Source organism: Hydrogenophaga electricum, assembly GCF_030160815.1.
Lineage (GTDB): Bacteria > Pseudomonadota > Gammaproteobacteria > Burkholderiales > Burkholderiaceae_C > Hydrogenophaga > Hydrogenophaga electricum.
The window spans coordinates 63,438-79,484 of sequence record NZ_BSPB01000016.1; the positions used below are offsets into that span (position 1 = coordinate 63,438).

Annotated in this window: 16 protein-coding genes and 1 pseudogene; 13 read left to right on the top strand and 4 right to left on the bottom strand. The window is 66.9% G+C overall.

From position 1 onward, the window contains the following. The first annotated feature begins 24 nt into the window (after window positions 1–24). Window positions 25–999 carry a 2-hydroxyacid dehydrogenase gene (locus QQK43_RS11620; RefSeq protein WP_284307904.1) on the top strand — a complete coding sequence of 325 codons (975 nt, stop codon included), beginning with the start codon at window positions 25–27 and terminating at the stop codon, window positions 997–999. Between the two features lie 33 nt (window positions 1,000–1,032). Here the strand turns inward: QQK43_RS11620 and aroQ are convergent, their stop codons facing one another. The 4 genes from aroQ to aroE all read right to left on the bottom strand — a co-directional run bounded on the left by aroQ (window position 1,033) and on the right by aroE (window position 4,477). Then, a complete protein-coding gene (aroQ, locus tag QQK43_RS11625; RefSeq protein ID WP_284307905.1) occupies window positions 1,033–1,497 on the bottom strand; it encodes a type II 3-dehydroquinate dehydratase in 465 nt (154 codons plus the stop codon). A gap of 68 nt (window positions 1,498–1,565) precedes the next feature. Further along, on the bottom strand, window positions 1,566–2,456 hold the full coding sequence (locus QQK43_RS11630; protein WP_284307906.1) for a DMT family transporter: 891 nt from the start codon (window positions 2,454–2,456) through the stop codon (window positions 1,566–1,568). Between the two features lie 79 nt (window positions 2,457–2,535). Then, the gene (locus tag QQK43_RS11635) at window positions 2,536–3,450 is read right to left on the bottom strand and encodes an EamA family transporter (RefSeq protein ID WP_284307907.1); all 915 of its coding nucleotides are present in this window, start codon (window positions 3,448–3,450) and stop codon (window positions 2,536–2,538) included. A gap of 205 nt (window positions 3,451–3,655) precedes the next feature. Next, a complete protein-coding gene (gene aroE, locus QQK43_RS11640) occupies window positions 3,656–4,477 on the bottom strand; it encodes a shikimate dehydrogenase (protein ID WP_284307908.1) in 822 nt (273 codons plus the stop codon). 108 nt (window positions 4,478–4,585) lie between these two features. Between aroE and QQK43_RS11645 the strand changes: the two genes are divergently transcribed. The 12 genes and pseudogenes from QQK43_RS11645 to QQK43_RS11700 all read left to right on the top strand — a co-directional run. Next, the gene (locus tag QQK43_RS11645; RefSeq protein ID WP_284307909.1) at window positions 4,586–5,248 is read left to right on the top strand and encodes a DsbA family oxidoreductase; all 663 of its coding nucleotides are present in this window, start codon (window positions 4,586–4,588) and stop codon (window positions 5,246–5,248) included. Window positions 5,249–5,334: 86 nt separating this feature from the next. Next, window positions 5,335–7,404 (top strand): sensor histidine kinase, encoded by a 2,070-nt coding sequence (locus QQK43_RS11650; RefSeq protein ID WP_284307911.1) that lies wholly within the window; start codon window positions 5,335–5,337, stop codon window positions 7,402–7,404. A 3-nt stretch (window positions 7,405–7,407) separates the two neighbouring features. Then, complete coding sequence (locus QQK43_RS11655) at window positions 7,408–8,115, top strand: response regulator transcription factor (protein WP_234266106.1); 708 nt, start codon at window positions 7,408–7,410, stop codon at window positions 8,113–8,115. Between the two features lie 152 nt (window positions 8,116–8,267). Then, complete coding sequence (locus tag QQK43_RS11660; protein ID WP_234266107.1) at window positions 8,268–9,080, top strand: type II secretion system protein; 813 nt, start codon at window positions 8,268–8,270, stop codon at window positions 9,078–9,080. 30 nt (window positions 9,081–9,110) lie between these two features. Next, a complete protein-coding gene (locus tag QQK43_RS11665; protein WP_234266108.1) occupies window positions 9,111–10,010 on the top strand; it encodes a type II secretion system protein in 900 nt (299 codons plus the stop codon). A gap of 3 nt (window positions 10,011–10,013) precedes the next feature. Next, window positions 10,014–10,493: a hypothetical protein gene (locus QQK43_RS11670; protein WP_284307913.1), complete on the top strand. Its 480-nt coding sequence runs from the start codon at window positions 10,014–10,016 to the stop codon at window positions 10,491–10,493. Next, window positions 10,490–11,782, top strand: coding sequence for a hypothetical protein (locus QQK43_RS11675; protein WP_284307914.1), 1,293 nt, complete (start codon window positions 10,490–10,492; stop codon window positions 11,780–11,782). Before QQK43_RS11670 ends, QQK43_RS11675 begins: the two co-directional genes overlap by 4 nt. Before the next feature lie 64 nt (window positions 11,783–11,846). Continuing rightward, window positions 11,847–12,395: a hypothetical protein gene (locus tag QQK43_RS11680; protein ID WP_234266111.1), complete on the top strand. Its 549-nt coding sequence runs from the start codon at window positions 11,847–11,849 to the stop codon at window positions 12,393–12,395. Further along, window positions 12,392–13,057, top strand: a complete 666-nt coding sequence (locus QQK43_RS11685; protein WP_234266112.1) for a hypothetical protein — start codon at window positions 12,392–12,394, stop codon at window positions 13,055–13,057. Before QQK43_RS11680 ends, QQK43_RS11685 begins: the two co-directional genes overlap by 4 nt. After that, window positions 13,054–13,830, top strand: a complete 777-nt coding sequence (locus QQK43_RS11690) for a prepilin-type N-terminal cleavage/methylation domain-containing protein (protein WP_284307915.1) — start codon at window positions 13,054–13,056, stop codon at window positions 13,828–13,830. The genes QQK43_RS11685 and QQK43_RS11690 overlap by 4 nt, the downstream gene beginning before the upstream one ends. A gap of 56 nt (window positions 13,831–13,886) precedes the next feature. Next, window positions 13,887–15,575 carry a pilus (MSHA type) biogenesis protein MshL gene (mshL, locus tag QQK43_RS11695; protein WP_234266114.1) on the top strand — a complete coding sequence of 563 codons (1,689 nt, stop codon included), beginning with the start codon at window positions 13,887–13,889 and terminating at the stop codon, window positions 15,573–15,575. A gap of 176 nt (window positions 15,576–15,751) precedes the next feature. Next, window positions 15,752–16,047, top strand: a pseudogene (locus tag QQK43_RS11700) (hypothetical protein); the annotation flags it as partial.

Sequence of the window (16,047 nt, forward strand, 5' to 3'; positions counted from 1 at the left end):
TTGCGAGTCTCTGAATCTGCCGAAATGCCTTTGTCTTCAGCCATGCCTCCTACCTTGCTGGTTTGCAGCGAAACCGATGATCTGAGCGATCTGGTGGCGCCTTTCGAGGCTGCCGCGGCAGCGTTGTGTCCGGGCTTGCGGGTGGCGCTGTGGTCGCCGCAGACGAGCGAGGCGGAGCTGGCCTCGGTGGTAGCGGTGGCGGGCTGGTTCGTGCCTTCGGGCCTGCCGGCGCGATTGCCGGCGCTGCGCCTGCTGGCCTCGATCGGGGCGGGGGTGGAGCACCTGCTGCGCGATCCCGCGCTGCCGCCGGCCGTGCCGGTGACCCGCATCGTTGACCCGGAGCAGGCGCGTGGCATGGCCGAGTTCGTGCTGTGGGCCGCGCTGTATTACCACCGTGGGCTGGACCGTGTGCAGGCACAGCAGGCGCGGCGCCAGTGGCACATGCCACCGCAACGGCCCGCCGAACGCACCCATGTGGGGGTCATGGGCCTGGGGGCCATGGGCGCCGAAGTGGCCCTGGCGCTGGCCGCGCACGGTTTCCGGGTCAGTGGCTGGTCGCGCCGTCCACGCACGCTGCCGGGTGTCTGCACCTGGGCGGGCCACCGCGAACTGCCCGAATTCCTGCGGCCGCTGGACGTGGTGGTGTCGCTGCTGCCGCTCACGCCCGAGACGCGCGGCCTGTGCAATGCCCGTTGGTTCGAGCTGCTCAAACCGGGGGCGGCCTTCGTCAACTGTGGGCGGGGTGAACAGGTGGTGGTGCCCGACCTGCTCGATGCCGTGCACAGCGGGCACCTGCGTGGCGCCGTGCTGGACGTGTTCGAACACGAGCCGCTGCCACCCGAAAGCCCGCTGTGGGACGCACCGGGTGTGCTGGTCACGCCGCACATGGCTTCGTCGGCGTCACCCGAAGTGATCGCCCGGCAGATCGTGGCGGACGCGGCCCGCGTGCTGGCCGGGCGGGCGCCGGCGAACGCGGTGGACCGCCTCAGCGGCTACTGAGGCGCCGGCCAGTGGGGCGGCCAGCCCAGCGGGTCAGGCCTTGGGCGCGCACTTGCGCACCAAGCCGTCGATGGCGACGAGGTAGCCGTCGACGCCGAAGCCGATGACGATGCCGGCGGCGGCCGGGGAGACCCAGGAGTGGTGGCGGAAGGCCTCGCGCGCGTGCACATTGGAGATGTGGCACTCGATCACGGGCATGGGGTCGACGCCCTTGATGGCGTCGTGCAGGGCGATGGAGGTGTGGGTGAGTGCGCCGGGGTTGATCACCACGCCGAGGACCTCACCGGCCTTGAAAAGCTGGCCGTATTCGTGGATCTTGTCCAGCAGCGCGCCTTCCCAGTTGCTCTGGAAGCACTCGACGGTGTAGCCGAGCTTCTCGCCATGGGCCTTGCAGAAGGCTTCGACGTCGGCCAGCGTGGTGTGGCCGTACTGGGCGGGCTCGCGCGTGCCCAGCAGGTTGAGGTTGGGGCCGTTGAGGATCAGGATTTTGCGGGTCATGGCAGGGCGGGTCGGATGCGTCGGGCGCATAGGATAAACGCTGCCAGGCGGCGTGGAGGCTGCCCGTTTCAGGGCGCGGGCCCGGCCACGGGGCGCGAGCGCAGGGGGTTGAAGCCCGTCACCAGTGCGGTGGCGGCCAGTACCAGCGCACCGCCGGCAAAGATGCCTGAAGACAGTGCCTCGCCCAGGAACAGGTGGCCCCAGGTGACGCCGAACACCGGAATGAGGAACACCGGGCTCATGGCCGCCACCGGCGGCACCTGCCGGATGATGCGCAGGTGCACCCAGTAGGCCAGGCCTGAGGTCAGCACGCCCAGCACCGTCACGGCAGCGAACCCGCCCGCGGTGAAGCGTGCCTGCGGCCAGCTCAGCAGGGCGCCGGGGAGGATCACCACCATCGCCATCAGGTGGATACCGGCCGCCAGCGACAGCGGCTCCAGCCGCTGGGTCAGGCGCTTCATCAGCGGCGTGGCAAAGCCGTAGCAGGCGGCGGCGCCCACGCAGGCCAGGGCGGCGGACAGGGTGTGGGCATTGATCGGTACCGGGCCGAGTTGCACGATCAGGCCCACGCCCAGCGCTCCACACAGGCAGCCCAGCAGCTTGCGCCGGGTGAGCGAGTCCTCCTTGAACCAGGCGGCCGACAGCGTGCCGAACAGCACCGCCGTGGTGTTGAGCAGGGCGCTGTAGCCGGCCGGCAGGCGCAGCGCCGCCCAGGAAAACAGCACGAACGGCAGCACCACCGTGAGCAGGCTGAGCAGACCCAGCAGGCGCCATTCCTGCCAGGGCCACTGGTGGCGCAAAACGCGCATGATGACCGCCAGGGTGAGCGTGGCCAGGGTGACCCGTGCGCCCGCCAGCATCCAGGGGCCGAGTTCGGGCGCGGCCACCCGCAGCAGCGGAAACGAGGCGCCCCACAGCGCCGAAAGGCCCACGATCTGGGCGAAATGACGGGTTTTCACGGACGGATTCTGTCGGGTCGGCGGAAGGTGGGCGATGGGTTGCCTGTCGTTTCGGTGTCGCGCAGGCGGCAGCGGGGCATCAGGTGGACCCCGGGGTGATGGTCGGTGGCTGTGGCAGCACGCGGTCCGGCGCGGGGCTGGCGGGGCGGCTGGTGAGGGAGCAGCCCACGGCCGCCGCCATGGTGCAGCCGATGGCCAGCCACTGGGTGGCGCTGAGCTGTTCGTGCAGCACCAGCAGGCCCAGCAGCGCGGCCACGGCGGGTTCCATGCTGATCATGATGCCGAAGGCGGAAGAGGGCAGGCGCTTGAGGGCCATCATCTCCAGCGAGATCGGGATGGCGCTGGAGACCGCCGCCACACCCAGCCCGAACAGCAGCACCTGCGGGTCGAGCAGGGCGGTGCCGGCGTGCCAGACCCCGATGGGCACGACCGTCAGCGCGGCGACCGACAGTCCCAGCGCCACCGAATGGCCGGCATGCAGGTGATCGACCCGCTTGCCGAAGACGATGTAGGCCGCCCAGCAGACGGCGGCTGCCAGCGCGTAGCCGACACCGACCGGGTCGAGCCGCTCGCCGTGGCCCGCAAACGGGAGCAGCAGCAACAATCCGGCCACGGCCAGGGCCAACCAGAGCAGGTCGGTGCGCCGGCGCAGGCCGAACAGGGCCACGGCCAGCGGCCCCGAGAACTCGATCGCCACGGCGATACCGAAAGGAATGGTGCGCAGCGACTGGTAGAACAACAGGTTCATGCCGCCCAGTGCGATGCCGTAACGCAGCAGCGACCAGCGGTCGGCTCGCGACAGCTTCCAGCGCCAGGGGCGCCAGATGAGCAGCATCAGCAGGGCCGAAAACCCCAGGCGCAGCGCGCTGGTGCCCAGCGAGCCGACGACCGGAAACAGCTGTTTGGCCTGCGAGGTGCCGATGCCCAGCGCGGTGACGGAGCCGAGCACGGCGAGCAGGGGCAGGGCCTGGGCCCAGCGGGTCGGTGCCGTCATCAGGTGTCCCGGTGGAGGGGGTGGTGGAGAGGCCAGGGCGTCATTCCCGCCTGCGCGGGAATGACGCCCACTTGACATGATCGACCCACGAAGTGGCGGAGGCTGGGGGCCTCCGACCCTGCCGCCGGGCCGCCCCAAGGCGGGGTCAGCCCCCTCGGGGGGCAGCGACCCGCGCAGCGGTGGAGCGTGGGGGCCCCGTTCTTTTTCACACCAGCGGCACCGTCAGGTGCTCGATCACCGGTCGGGTGTCGGGGCGCACGCCGCGCCACCAGGCGAAGGCTTCGGCCGCCTGTTCCACCAGCATGCCCACACCGTCGACGCACTGCGCCACGCCCGCGGCGCGGGCCTGTTTCAGGAAGGGCGTGAGACCCTTGCCATAAACCAGCTCGTAGGCCAGGGCGTCGGGCGTGAACACGCTCGGGGGCAGTGGCAGCTCGGCCTGCGACAGGCCGGTGGAGGTGGCGTTGAGCACCACGTCGAAGCGTTCACCGGCCAGGTCGGCATAGCCGCCGGTCTGCAGCGGGGTGTGGGCCGCGAAGTCGGTCTTGAGGGCCTGCGCCTTGTCGGCGCTGCGGTTGGCGATGGCGATGAGCGCGGGCTTCTGCTGCGCAATCGGCAGGATGGCGCCGCGCGTGGCGCCGCCGGCGCCGCAGATCAGCACCCGTTTGCCCGTCAGCGACACGCCCAGGTTGCGCTGGATGTCGTTGACCAGGCCGAGTCCGTCGAAGTTCTGCGCCCAGATGCGGTCGCCCTCGAACTTGAGCGCGTTGACCGCGCCGGCCAGCCGGGCCGACTCCATGGGGTCGGTGGCGATCTCGAACGCCTGCAGCTTGAAGGGCAGGGTGACGTTCATGCCACGGCCGCCGGCCGCGATGAAGCTGCGCACCGCCTCGGCAAAGCCATCGAGCGGGCCCTCCAGGGCGGTGTAGGTGAGGTCCTGTCCGGTGGTCTGCGCGAACAGACCATGGATCAGGGGCGACTTGCTGTGGGCGATGGGGTTGCCGATGACGGCGTAACGGTCGGTCATGGGGGAAGGCAGTGGACGGGCAGCGCAAAGCGTGTGATTGTCCTCCAACGGCGCGGCGCCAAGGCCCCGGCCCGGGTGCGGGCATGGTGGCAGGACTACCATGCTCGCATGACCACACCCCAGACCCTCAAAATCGACTTCGTGTCCGATGTCTCCTGCCCCTGGTGCGCCATTGGCCTGGCTGGCCTGGAGCGGGCGCTGGAGCAGGTGCAGCCCGACATCACGGCCGAATTGCACTTCCAGCCTTTCGAACTGAACCCGCAGATGGCGCCCGAGGGTGAGGACGTGGGCGAACACCTGACGCGCAAGTACGGCAGCACCGCCGCGCAGCAGGCGCAGATCCGCGAAACCATCCGCGAACGCGGTGCGGCGGCCGGGTTTTCGTTCAACCGCGAAGGCCGTGGCCGCATCTGGAACACCTTCAATGCCCACCGACTGCTGTGCTGGGCCGAGGCCGAGGGTGAGCCCGGCCAGCAGCACGCGCTGAAGAAGGCGCTGATGGAAGCCCACCATGGCCGCGCCGAGAGCCCGGCCGATCCGGCGGTCCTGCTGGCTTGCGTGCGGCAGGCCGGGTTGGATGACGCACGGGCGCAGGCGGTGCTGGCCAGTGACGAGTTCGCCGACGAGGTGCGCGAGCGCGAGCAGTTCTTCACCCGCGCCGGCATCACTTCCGTGCCGGCCGTCATCGTCAACGAACGCCACCTGATCGCCGGTGGCCAGCCGGCCGAGGTCTTCGAGCAGGCACTGCGCCAGATCGCCGCCCAAGGCTGATTGGCCGCAGCGCACTGGTCCGCTGTGTGCGGTTGTTCACGCGCGCAGCGGGATTCGTTGTCTAATCGCAGCGCTATTGCTTTTGTATGCGATCTGACGACTCCCCAGCCGCTCCCAGCCATGCCTTGCCCGATCCCCGGGGGAGGCTACCTTCGTTGCCGGAAGGGCTGACCATTGTCCTGTTGGGGGCGCTGGTGTCGGTGGTGCTGGTCTTTCTGTACTTCCAGCTCTCGCGCTGGCTGGATGGCCCGGGCAGCCTCGCGCCCGTGGCGCTCTATACCGATACCAGTGCGCGCATGGGGGTGGAGGAAATCGCGGCGCTGGACCCCCAGCAGTTTGAGCCCATGCCCTCGCAGATGGCTTTGGGGTATTCGTCGTCGGCGCGCTGGTTCCGGCTCGTGGCACCGCCAGACACGCTGTTTCGTCACCTGGTGGTGTCGGTGCAGCCCAGCTACCTGGACAACGTCCGTTTCTACCTGCCCGACAGTTCCCAGCCTTCGGGGTGGCGCGTGGAGCAGCAGGGCGACCGGTTCGCTTTCGCTGACCGAAGCCGCAAGGACCTTGCGTTTGCTGCCGACGCCTGGCTGGAGGACGGTGAAGTGGTGCTGGTGCGCGTGCAGACGCGCAATGCGCACAGCCTGCGTGTGCGCATGCTCGAAGCCGACGACGCCACGCAGGAAAACGCGCTGACGCTGGCCAGTGTGGGGGTGTACTGCGGCGCCGTGCTGGTGCTGGGGCTGGCTTCGGCGCTGTCGGCGGTGGTCTACCGGGACCGCTACTGGGCTGTCAATGCGCTGTTCCAACTGGCGACGTTGGTGACCATGTTTGTCTACTTCGGCCTGGCCAGCCAGTTCTTCCTGGATCGCCAGCCGGCTGTCGCCGACATGTTGTCGCTGGTGTGCGGCTTCGTCCAGTTTTTCCTCGGCACGCTGTTCTACCGGCTGTTCTATGAACAGTACGGCATGCCCCGGTGGCTGCTGGTGCTGCAATCGGTCGCGCTCGGGGTGCTGGCGCTGCAACTGGTGATGGTGCTCTCGGGCCAGATCGAGGCGGCCCTGCGGCTGTATGCGCTGACGGTGGGTTTCGTGGTGTTCCTGGGCGTGGCGGCGCTGGCGGTGCTGCAGTGCCAGGACAGCTTCATGCGCAACCTGCTGCGTCTGAACCTGTTGAGCACCACCATGTTCTTTGTGCTGCTGGGGTTGTCGCACCTGGGTTGGCTTTCGGCGAACTTCATGCAGCTCTATCCGGGCGTGTTCATCAACCTGCTGACCGCTGTGGTGTTGCACCTGGCCCTGCTGCGGCACAACACCCTGTTGGCGCGCGAACAGGGCGAGGCCCGGCGTGCCCTGCTCGTGAGCCAGGAGCAGGTGGCGATGGAACGGCGTCAGCGGGAGGAAGAAGGGCATTTCTTCGGCATGCTCATGCACGAGATGCGCTCGCCGCTGGCGGTGATTGCGGTGGCCGTGGGCAGCCTGCAACGCAAGCTGCGTGCGCTGGTTCCCGAAGAAACCGAGCACGATGGCCTGAGCCGCAACGTGCGCCGGATCGAGGAGTCGGTGGGACAGATGCGGGGGGTTCTGCAGCAGGTGCAGGCGGTCAGCGAAATGGAACATTCCCTGCGGCATGAGCCGGCGCGATCACCGCAGGTGGCGCACGGTGTCACGCGGATGGGGACGCTGTTCGGGCTGGTGCATGCGCGTGAGGCCGAGCAGGAGCGGGTGCAACTGCGGGGGATGGTCGCCGATCCTGAAGCGTCCACCTGGGCCGAGGAGCGTGTCATCGGGGGGCGCCTGGTGCTGGAGATGATGATCTGCAACCTGGTGGACAACGCCCTGAAGTATTCGCTGGCCGACACCCCGGTGGTGCTCGATGCGCAGCTCAGGGAAGCCGGCGTGACCGAGGGCGAGGGGGCAGGGCGCTGTCTGGCGGTGACGGTGACCAATCGCGTGGGAGACGTGGGCATGCCCGATCCGGAGCGGCTTTTCAGCAAGTATTACCGGGCGCCGGGCGCGCACCAGTTCTCGGGGTCGGGACTGGGGCTCTACTGGGTGCGGGGTATGACCCGGATGTTGGGTGGCGATGTGCAATACGGGGTGGAAGGGGCCGACCAAGTCCGTTTCTCGCTGATACTGCCGCTGGTGGACGACAAGGTGTGAACGATGTGGGATGTGGTGGTGTGCGAGGACTTCGTCAACCTGCGCGATGCGTTGGTGGAGTACCTGGCCGAAACGGGGTACTGGCGGGTCCGCTCAGTGAGCAGCGGTCAGGCCCTGCGCCAGCAATTGGTGGAGCGGGTGCCGCACGTGCTGCTGCTCGACGTGGGCCTGCCGCATGAGTCGGGTATCGACATCGCCCGCTGGGTGAAGGCCACACACCCTGGCATCGGCATCGTCATGCTCTCGGGCCGCTTTTCGCCGTCCGACCGACTCTTGGGCTGGCGCGCCGGGGCCGACGCCTACCTGCTCAAGCCGGCCGAGATGGAAGAGGTGGAACTGGCGCTCAAATCGGTCGCCACCCGCATGGCTGCGGCCCAGCCTGCCGGGACGCAGCCGGCTCAGATCGCGCGCCTGGATGTGGCCAAAGGCCTGCTCACCGGTGCAGACGGCCACAGCAGCCGGCTGACCACGCGGGAGACCATGCTTCTGCATGTGCTGGCCATGTCCAACGGCACGGTGGTGGAAAACGACACCCTGCGGCGACTGCTCTGGGCAGATGAAGACGAGGAAGTGGATTACCACAACGCGCTGTTTTCCCTGGTGCGGCGGCTTCGGCGCAAGCTCGAAACCTGTGGTTTTCCCCAGGAGACCATCACAGGCATCCGCGGCCGGGGCTACCGGCTGAGCGCGACGCTGCAACTCGACGCCTGAGACGCCACTCAGGCCTCGGCAGATGTGGCGTAGAACATAAGGGTTAACCCTCATGTTTGTAAATGTCACTGGCATGTGACAGGTTGTGACAGATTTGGCCTTTTTGTGGCTCCTATGCTTCTTTCCGTTACATCTTGGTAATGGAGTCGCTCATGAAGCATGCATTTCGTCGCGCCCACGTTGGTTTCGGCCGACAACGGCAATCCGGTTTCACTTTGGTGGAGTTGTCCGTGGTGCTGGCCGTTATCGGCCTGATCATCGGTGCAATGGCCATCGGCAAAGACGTTCAGCGTAATGCCGAGTACACCAAGATCAAAAACAAGTTTGTCGACCAGTGGGAACAGGCCTACAACCAGCACTACCAGCGCACCGGCGTGGTGGTGGGTGACAGTCAGATCGCTCCCCGTCTGATGGTCAATGGGTCCACCTACGGTTCCGTGCCGACGTCCACGCCGCTGTCCGGTGGTGACATGACGGGCGCCGATGCGCCTGGCCGCGTTTGCGACAAGGCCGAAGGTGCCGGCATGGCCGGTGGTCGTGATGGGGCGGCCACCACCCTGCGTGACCAGATGTCGCGCGCTGGCGTGCGTATGCCGCCTGGCCGTGCCGAAGGTTACGAAGACCGTTATGTCTATCTGGACACCAACGGCAACCCGCAAGAAGTGCAGGTGTGCTTCCAGTGGAATGCGCCCTCTGCATCGGATGGCTCCGGCAACGTGATGATCATTTCCGGTCTGACGCCCGACCTGGCCCGCATGCTGGACCAGATGATCGACGGCAAGCCTGATGCCCGCGAAGGCCGCTTCCGCCAGCAGGCTGTGGATGGCACGGTCGCCAATGCGCCGGGTCTGGAATGGATCCAGAACAACAAGCTGGGTATCCAGGAAGGTGCGACCGATGCGGGCCGCAACTTCGACGAAGACCAGGTCTATACCGTGGTGGCCATCTACAAGATGACGCAGTAACTCTCGGCGCACACAACGGAACCCATACCCATGAATACCATCAAGCGTTATCGCAGCGCAGCACCCCAGTCGGGTTTCATGCTCATCGAGCTGGCCCTGGTCCTGGCGGTGGTGGGGCTGATCATCGGCGCCGTGGCCATCGGCAAGGATGTGCAGCGCAATGCCGAATACAACAAGGTCTCGAACAAGTTTCTGGACCAGTGGAAGATGGCCTACGACCAGTACTACCAGCGCACGGGCACGGTGGTGGGTGACTGCCAGCAGGCACCGACCTACATGGTCAACGGCGCAGAAACCCGCATCGGTGGCGTCGATTCGTGCCAGCGCGGCGGTGCCCAGGATGTGGCCGGTATTCCCGAGAACTTCGAGAACAAAGGCCTGAAGATCTGCGAAGGTCAGGGTTACCGCGAAGGCCAGACCGGCCAGGGCGACACCCTGCTGGCCACCCAGTCGCTGCGCGACCTGATGTCCCGTCATGGTGTGCGTCTGCCCCCGGGGCGTGGCGAAGGCCACGAAGACCGTTATGTCTACCAGGACACCAATGGCAACCCGACCGAGGTGCAGGTTTGCTTCCAGTTCAACCTGGCAGGTTCGACCAGCGGTGCCGGCAACGTGATGGTGGTGCGTGGCCTGACGCCCGACCTCGCCCGTTACCTGGACCAGCTGATCGATGGCAAGCCCGATTCGCGTGAGGGCCGCTTCCGCATCCAGGGGCGTGCTGCGCACACCAATGCCGATCAGGCCAACGCACCGGGTACCGCCTGGGAAGCCAACAACACCGTGGCCAGCAACATCGGTGGCACCTGGCACAGCAGCAACGACACCACGGCCATCGGCGCCGACAACCCGAGCGGTGCTACCGCCAGCGGTCGTCAGTTCGACGAAGACCGTGTGACGCTGCTGACCGCTCACTGGTCCATGGATCAGTAATCCATGAGCGCATCCCGCCGTGGGCGTCTGACCCTTCTCGGCCTGTCCACCGCCGCTCTGGCGGTGGCCTGTTGGGTGGCCATGCAGGCCATTGCCGAGTTGGGTCGTGCCCGGGCGCAAACCGCCTCGGTCCGCACGGAGCTGTCACAGCTCCGTAACCTTTTGCCGATGGTGGAACAGCGCGAACGCTACGTGCGTGAATCCGATGACGTGAAGGCCATGATCGAGCGGATTGGCGTCGATCCCGCTCAGTGGGCCAATCGCCGGATCCAGCGCTCGGCCTCGGTGCTGAGCCGCCAGGACGCCGAGCAACTGCTGGTGCAGCAACTGGGTGGTGGTGGCCGCCAATGGTTTGCTGCCGATCTTTTTGACGTGTCGGTGACAGCACCCTCGGCCGGCCTGTTTACGGCGCCGGCGCCCAACGAAAAGGGCTTCAACGTGGAGTTGTCGGGCGTGGTCTATTTCCCTCTGAGTGCCCGATGAAGCCCGATCAGTTTCTCCTCGTGACAGCGCAAGGCTGGTGGCAGTTTGCCAATGGCCGCGTCACCGAGCTGCAGTCTTGGCCGCAACTGCAGGGCACAGCCCTGGTGGTGGTGGATTTCGCCGATTCGGCGATCGGCGTCCAGTACTGCAAGGGCAAGGCCGCCTACGCGGCGGCCCAGATTGAAAAAACCGTGCGTTCCGAAGGCGTGATCGACGGACCGGTGCATGTCTTCGTGCACCGGCAGATCGGCCATGCGGACAGCAGCCAGACGCTCTACACGGCCGTGCCGTTGATGCTCTGGCAGGAATTCCAAGCTTGGGCCGCACGGCAGCCCGATCACTGCCTGGTCGTGCCCTTGGCCAGCATGCTCGCCGAGCGTGGCGCCGGCGACCGCCCCCTCATCCTCCGTGCGGGACAGCAACTGCATGCCTATGGGGAGCACGAAGGCAAGATGTATTACGCCTCGGCCGCCGCCATGGGGAGCGAGGCTTCCGATTTTGTCGTGCCCGTGCGCACACTGGCTACGCAGTTGCGCCTGGCCGGCTGGCGTGGTGCGCAGGGCGCGTGCGACTGGGCTTCGGTGCGCAGCGATGCGCTGGCCGACGAGCAGGAACTGGTGCAGCAGCTCGGCGAAGCCGGGGTGATGCAGGCCCAGTTGTTGCCGCACGAAGCTTTCCGCCTGGACACCGACCGCAAGCCGGTCACGGTGTTGCCCGAATGGCTGGGCAAGGTGTCGGTCCAGTCGCTGGCCGCGCCGCCGCTGCTGCGGGCGGCCTGGTTGAGCGAGCGTTACGTCATGCCGCTGGCGGCCATGGTGGCGGTCGTGGCCGTCGGGCTCGGCATCTTTGCCTGGGTGGCTTTCGGCATGGTGCGGGATGAGCAGCAGTCCATGCAGGGTCTGCAATCCGAACTGGAGACGCTGCGCGCGCGCGTGGCCAAGGTATCGGGGACGGGTGTGGCCGGCATGGAGGCGCCCGAGGTGGTGTTTGCCCGCCAGATGGGCTTTGCCGTCATCCACGACCCCATCCGCATGTTGGGCACCGTGCGCCGTGCCGCAGGTGAGACGGTCCGGATACAGCGCCTCCAACTGACCAAGGCGAATGCGTCGAACCCGGCGCGTTTCCGGGTCGACGGGGTGGTGGCCGATGGCTCGCCCGAAGAATTGAGCCGCTTTCTGGCTGCGCTGCGTGCCGAAGGCTGGCAAGCGGAATCCACGGCGCCGTTCGACAGCTCTGTCGGGGCCTTTGCCTACTACCTCAGGGCCGTCGTGCCAGGAAGAAACAGTTGACCGTCTGGTGCGTGCTTCCCGAAGTGCCCGATGACCGACAACCGCTTACCGAAACAGACCGTCGATGAAATACGTTGCCCTGATCCTCAGCTCCATTGCCACGGCCTTGCTGGTCCTGGCTGTGGCGGGCATGGCCGGTCGCCTGGGCGAGCAGCGGCGAGGCCTGCCGCCGCCGCAGGTTTCGGTGAGTGCGCCGACGGCGCAGCAGTTCAATGACCAGGCCGATCTGAAGAATGCCTTGCAGGCGCTGGTGGAGGCCTCGTCTTCGGGTTCGTCCTTCCTCATGCGTCAGGATGGCGGGTCCGCCGCGTCGCTGTTTGCGCTGGCGCCTGCGCAGCCGGACATGCCGCGTGAGCGGGTGCGGGCCCTGCCGCCGGCGCCGCCCGAGCCGCCTGTGGTCAGTGTGATTTTGGATGCCGGTTCCGAAGGCAAGGCGGTGGTCAACGGCCATCTGGTGCGGGTGGGCGATCCGGTGGGCGATGGCCTGACGGTGCGCTCCATCCAGGTCGACTCGGTGACGTTTGCCAACGGCAAGGACCGCAGTTTGCAGGTCACCGTGCCGCTGGATCGCCTGCGCGTGCTGGGGGCTTATCCCTCGGGAGGCCGGCCATGAAGAAGGCGCTCTGGCTCGGTGTGGGTTCGGGAGTGCTGGTGCTTGCGGCACTCGGTGCGTACTGGTTGAAAGCATCGACGCCGGCCACGGATCTTGCTGCTACGCCCCTGGCCGCGGGTTCGGACACGGCCGTATCGCCCCTGGCCCGTGATGGCAACGGCGCTGGCACGGGAGGGTTGGGGCCATCCGATCCGGCCGCGAGTTTGCCGCCGGGCTGGGGTACTGCCCAAAATGCCGATGCGGGCAAGGCCCCGTGGTCCTCATCCGCCGGGGCCGCCCCGGCCACCGCGGCATCGACGCTGACGCGCGAGGAGCGCCGCCAGGTGCGGGCCCAGATCCGCGCCAAGCTGGCCGAGTTGCAGGCCAAGGGCCAGAACGTGACCCTGGCGGAAACCCAGGTGGCGGTGGCCGACATCGAACGTCTGGCTCGCGGCACGCTGGATCCTCGCTACTTTGGTTTGCTGCGCGACACGCTGACGCAGGCGGCCCGTGTCCAGGATCTGAGCCGGGAGCTGACCCAGGTGGCGCAGAGCACCAAGCCCAACGATGTCGTGCGCAAGCAGGCCATCCTGGCCGAGATGCGCGAGCTGAGCTTTCGCCTGACCAGCTCTTCCAAGGCCCTTCAGGCCTATGCCCGTGAAGGGCAGGGGAGCAAGGGATGAAGCCGCTCATGCGCGCCGCCGCCCCGTGCGGGCCTTCCCTGCAGCAGCGAGGTTTCTCCCTGTTGGAGGTGGCGGTCGTGCTCGTGGTGGTCAGCCTGCTGTCCTGGGCAACTTTCGGCGCGTACGAAACCGTCAACAACCAGCGCGCTCGCGAGCTGGCCCAGGGAACGGCGCTGCAGATGCAGTCGACGTTGCGCGCCTTTGCCATGCGCCATGGGCGTCTGCCTTGCCCGGACACGACCGGTCAGGGTTACGAAACCGTGTCCGCCGGTGCCTGTACCGGCAACGGCCAGATCGGCTGGTTTCCGTACGTGAGCGTGGGCACTTCGATTCCTGAAGACGGCATGAAGGCGCGCTATGCGGTCTTTCGCAACGCCAACGGCGCGCTGGCGGCCGATGCCGATCTGGCGGTGACCAAGGAACGGACCGGCGACACTCCCGGCACCGCGACCTACCAGGACGTGACGGACCTGATCGTCGCGCTCAACAACACGGCCGGAGCGACAGTGTCGGCCCATCCCTACCTGACCGGTGACAGTGGCGCCGCCGGCGCTGTCGACTGTGCCGGCAACCAGGTGCAATCGGTGGCCTACTGGATCGTGCTGCCCCTGAAAGACCGCAGCGGCGACGGCGAGCGCCTGGACGCCCCGCACACGACCGGCAGCCTCTGCGCGGCGAGCCCTTCGGCGCCCATGCGTCACGACTTCGACGACGTCGTGCTCGCGGAGTCACCCTCCCAACTGGCCGGCTGGCTTCGCAAGAGCCTGCCCTGAACCGGACCATCCTTTTCGACCACTCTGCTTCATCCACTGCCATGCAACACTCTCTCATGAAAACTCGCAAGACCGTACTGGCAACGACCGCTGCAGTCCTCTCCGCCACTTTGCTGTCGGCCTGCGTGACGCCTCCGCCCCAGAGTGCCAAGAACCTGAGCAATCCGGATGTCGAATCGATGAAGCGGATGCAGGAGGTCGCGACGGCGGAGTCGCAGAAGCTGCTGGCCCAGCAGGAAGCGCTGCTCAAGGAAATGCGCCGCACCGCAGCCGCCAAGGCCATCGAGCCCACCCCTCCGCGTTACGACCCGCTGGAAGGCCGGACGATCAGCGTGGCGATTTCCAAGGGCAACATCAGCCAGATCCTGACGGCCTTCGCCGATGCCGCCAAGGTCAACCTGATCGTCGAGCCGGCCGTGGTGCAGCAAGGTGCGCTGACCGACATGTTCCTCAAGGACGTGTCGCTGCGCGAAGCCTTCAACGAAGTGCTGCGCAGCTACGACGTGGCTGGCGAGATCAACAACCAGACCATGCGCATCCGCCTGCATGAAGAGCGCTTCTTCTCGCTGGGCTTCCTGAACGTCAACTCCCAGCTCAACCTGAGCTCGGGCGGCAACGTGTTCGGCTCCAACATCAACAGCGGCAACACGGCCATCGCCGGCAGCCTGTCGATGAACGCCTCGGCGACCTCGCGCGCCGATCCCTACACCGAAATCGAAAGCAACCTGCGCGCCCTGCTGGGTGAGAGCCGGCTGATGGCCGACGCCGGCCCCGTGTCGCGCACGCAGCAGGACCCGTCGCAGGCCGTGCAACCGGCCCAGCAGTACGGTTTCACGCTCAACCGCACTTCCGGTACGCTGTTCGTGAAGGCCCGTCCGTCGCAGATGCGCGCCGTGGAACGCCTGATCAAGCAGACCCAGGACATGCTCACGCGGCAGGTCTACATCGAGGCACAACTGGTCGACGTCCAGCTCAACGACGGTTACCAGTGGGGCGTCGACTTCACCGCGCTGCGCAGTCGTCTGGCGCTGAACTTCGGTATCGATCCGCTGACGCTGCAGGGCAATACCAACGCTCTGCAAGGCTCGAACGGTAACTACCTGTCGAGCGCGCTGACCATCCCGTCGCGGATCATTGGTTCCTCCACCGGCTCGGCCGGCGGTGGCCTGGCCTACCAGGACAAGAACGGCTCGACCGTGATCAACGCCCTGCGTTCCTTCGGCAACCTGCGCATCCTGTCGAACCCGAACATCCAGGTTCGCAACGGCACGCCTGCGATGCTGTCGGTCGGTACCAGCCAGCGCTACGTGTCGCGTTCGAGCTCGGCCCAGAACAACATCGGCGGTGGCGCCACCACCACGTCGTCCGAAGTGCAGACCGATGCCGTGTTCTCCGGCGTCATGGTGGGTGTGATGCCCATGCTGCGTGAAGACGGCCGCATCGAGTTGCTCATCAACCCGGTGCAGAGCGAAGTCGATCCCAAGAGCCTGGATCTGGTCAACGTCAACGAATACAACCGCGTCAGCCTGCCGCAGGTCGCCTACAAGGGTCTGACCACCACGCTGAACGTCAACGATGGTGACGTGGTGGTTGTCGGGGGCCTGATCGACCAGAAGAGTTCCGGCTCGAACAGCGGCGTGCCCTACTTGGCCGACGTGCCGTTCTTCGGCAAACTGCTGACGCACGAAGGCGACAGCAAGTCGGCCCGCGAGCTGATCGTCGTGCTGCGTGTCCGCATTCTATGAGTCTGATCTATCAGGCGCTCAAGCAAACTGAACGGCAGGCATCAGCTCCCATCGTGGCAGGCGTGAAGCCTGCGGTGACCCCTGTGGTCGCCTCTGCGAAGCCTGCGCCGTGGTTTCAAAAGCCCTTGTGGCTGGGTGGCCTGGTAGCCGCCGCCGGTGTGGCGGCAGGAACATTCTTGGCGCTGGGTGGCCGCATGGCCACGCCACCGTCCGCGCCTGCGTCTGCAGTGGCCGTGCCCAAGGTGTCGGCCGCCATGCCGGCCGCTGCGCGCGTGGACGCCGAAGCGCCGCTGGCGACGGCGGCGCCGATACCGGCGCTGCCTCGGGCCGAGCCAAGGCCTTTGCCGGCGACCGAGCCGCCTTTGCCCACCGCCGGGCCCAAGCTGGTCATGGCCTATGGCATGTCCAGCGCGCCAGCGCCGAAACCGGTTGCCCAGTCTCCCGCCGCTGCGGCTGCCGTGGCTGCGGCAGC

Coding starts and splice junctions, on each gene's coding strand:
- QQK43_RS11620 (WP_284307904.1), top strand. CDS start 25: ATGCCTTTGTCTTCAGCCATGCCTCCTACCTTGCTGGTTTGCAGCGAA.
- aroQ (WP_284307905.1), bottom strand. CDS start 1,497: ATGACCCGCAAAATCCTGATCCTCAACGGCCCCAACCTCAACCTGCTG.
- QQK43_RS11635 (WP_284307907.1), bottom strand. CDS start 3,450: ATGACGGCACCGACCCGCTGGGCCCAGGCCCTGCCCCTGCTCGCCGTG.
- aroE (WP_284307908.1), bottom strand. CDS start 4,477: ATGACCGACCGTTACGCCGTCATCGGCAACCCCATCGCCCACAGCAAG.
- QQK43_RS11645 (WP_284307909.1), top strand. CDS start 4,586: ATGACCACACCCCAGACCCTCAAAATCGACTTCGTGTCCGATGTCTCC.
- QQK43_RS11650 (WP_284307911.1), top strand. CDS start 5,335: ATGCGATCTGACGACTCCCCAGCCGCTCCCAGCCATGCCTTGCCCGAT.
- QQK43_RS11655 (WP_234266106.1), top strand. CDS start 7,408: ATGTGGGATGTGGTGGTGTGCGAGGACTTCGTCAACCTGCGCGATGCG.
- QQK43_RS11660 (WP_234266107.1), top strand. CDS start 8,268: ATGAAGCATGCATTTCGTCGCGCCCACGTTGGTTTCGGCCGACAACGG.
- QQK43_RS11665 (WP_234266108.1), top strand. CDS start 9,111: ATGAATACCATCAAGCGTTATCGCAGCGCAGCACCCCAGTCGGGTTTC.
- QQK43_RS11670 (WP_284307913.1), top strand. CDS start 10,014: ATGAGCGCATCCCGCCGTGGGCGTCTGACCCTTCTCGGCCTGTCCACC.
- QQK43_RS11675 (WP_284307914.1), top strand. CDS start 10,490: ATGAAGCCCGATCAGTTTCTCCTCGTGACAGCGCAAGGCTGGTGGCAG.
- QQK43_RS11680 (WP_234266111.1), top strand. CDS start 11,847: ATGAAATACGTTGCCCTGATCCTCAGCTCCATTGCCACGGCCTTGCTG.
- QQK43_RS11685 (WP_234266112.1), top strand. CDS start 12,392: ATGAAGAAGGCGCTCTGGCTCGGTGTGGGTTCGGGAGTGCTGGTGCTT.
- QQK43_RS11690 (WP_284307915.1), top strand. CDS start 13,054: ATGAAGCCGCTCATGCGCGCCGCCGCCCCGTGCGGGCCTTCCCTGCAG.
- mshL (WP_234266114.1), top strand. CDS start 13,887: ATGAAAACTCGCAAGACCGTACTGGCAACGACCGCTGCAGTCCTCTCC.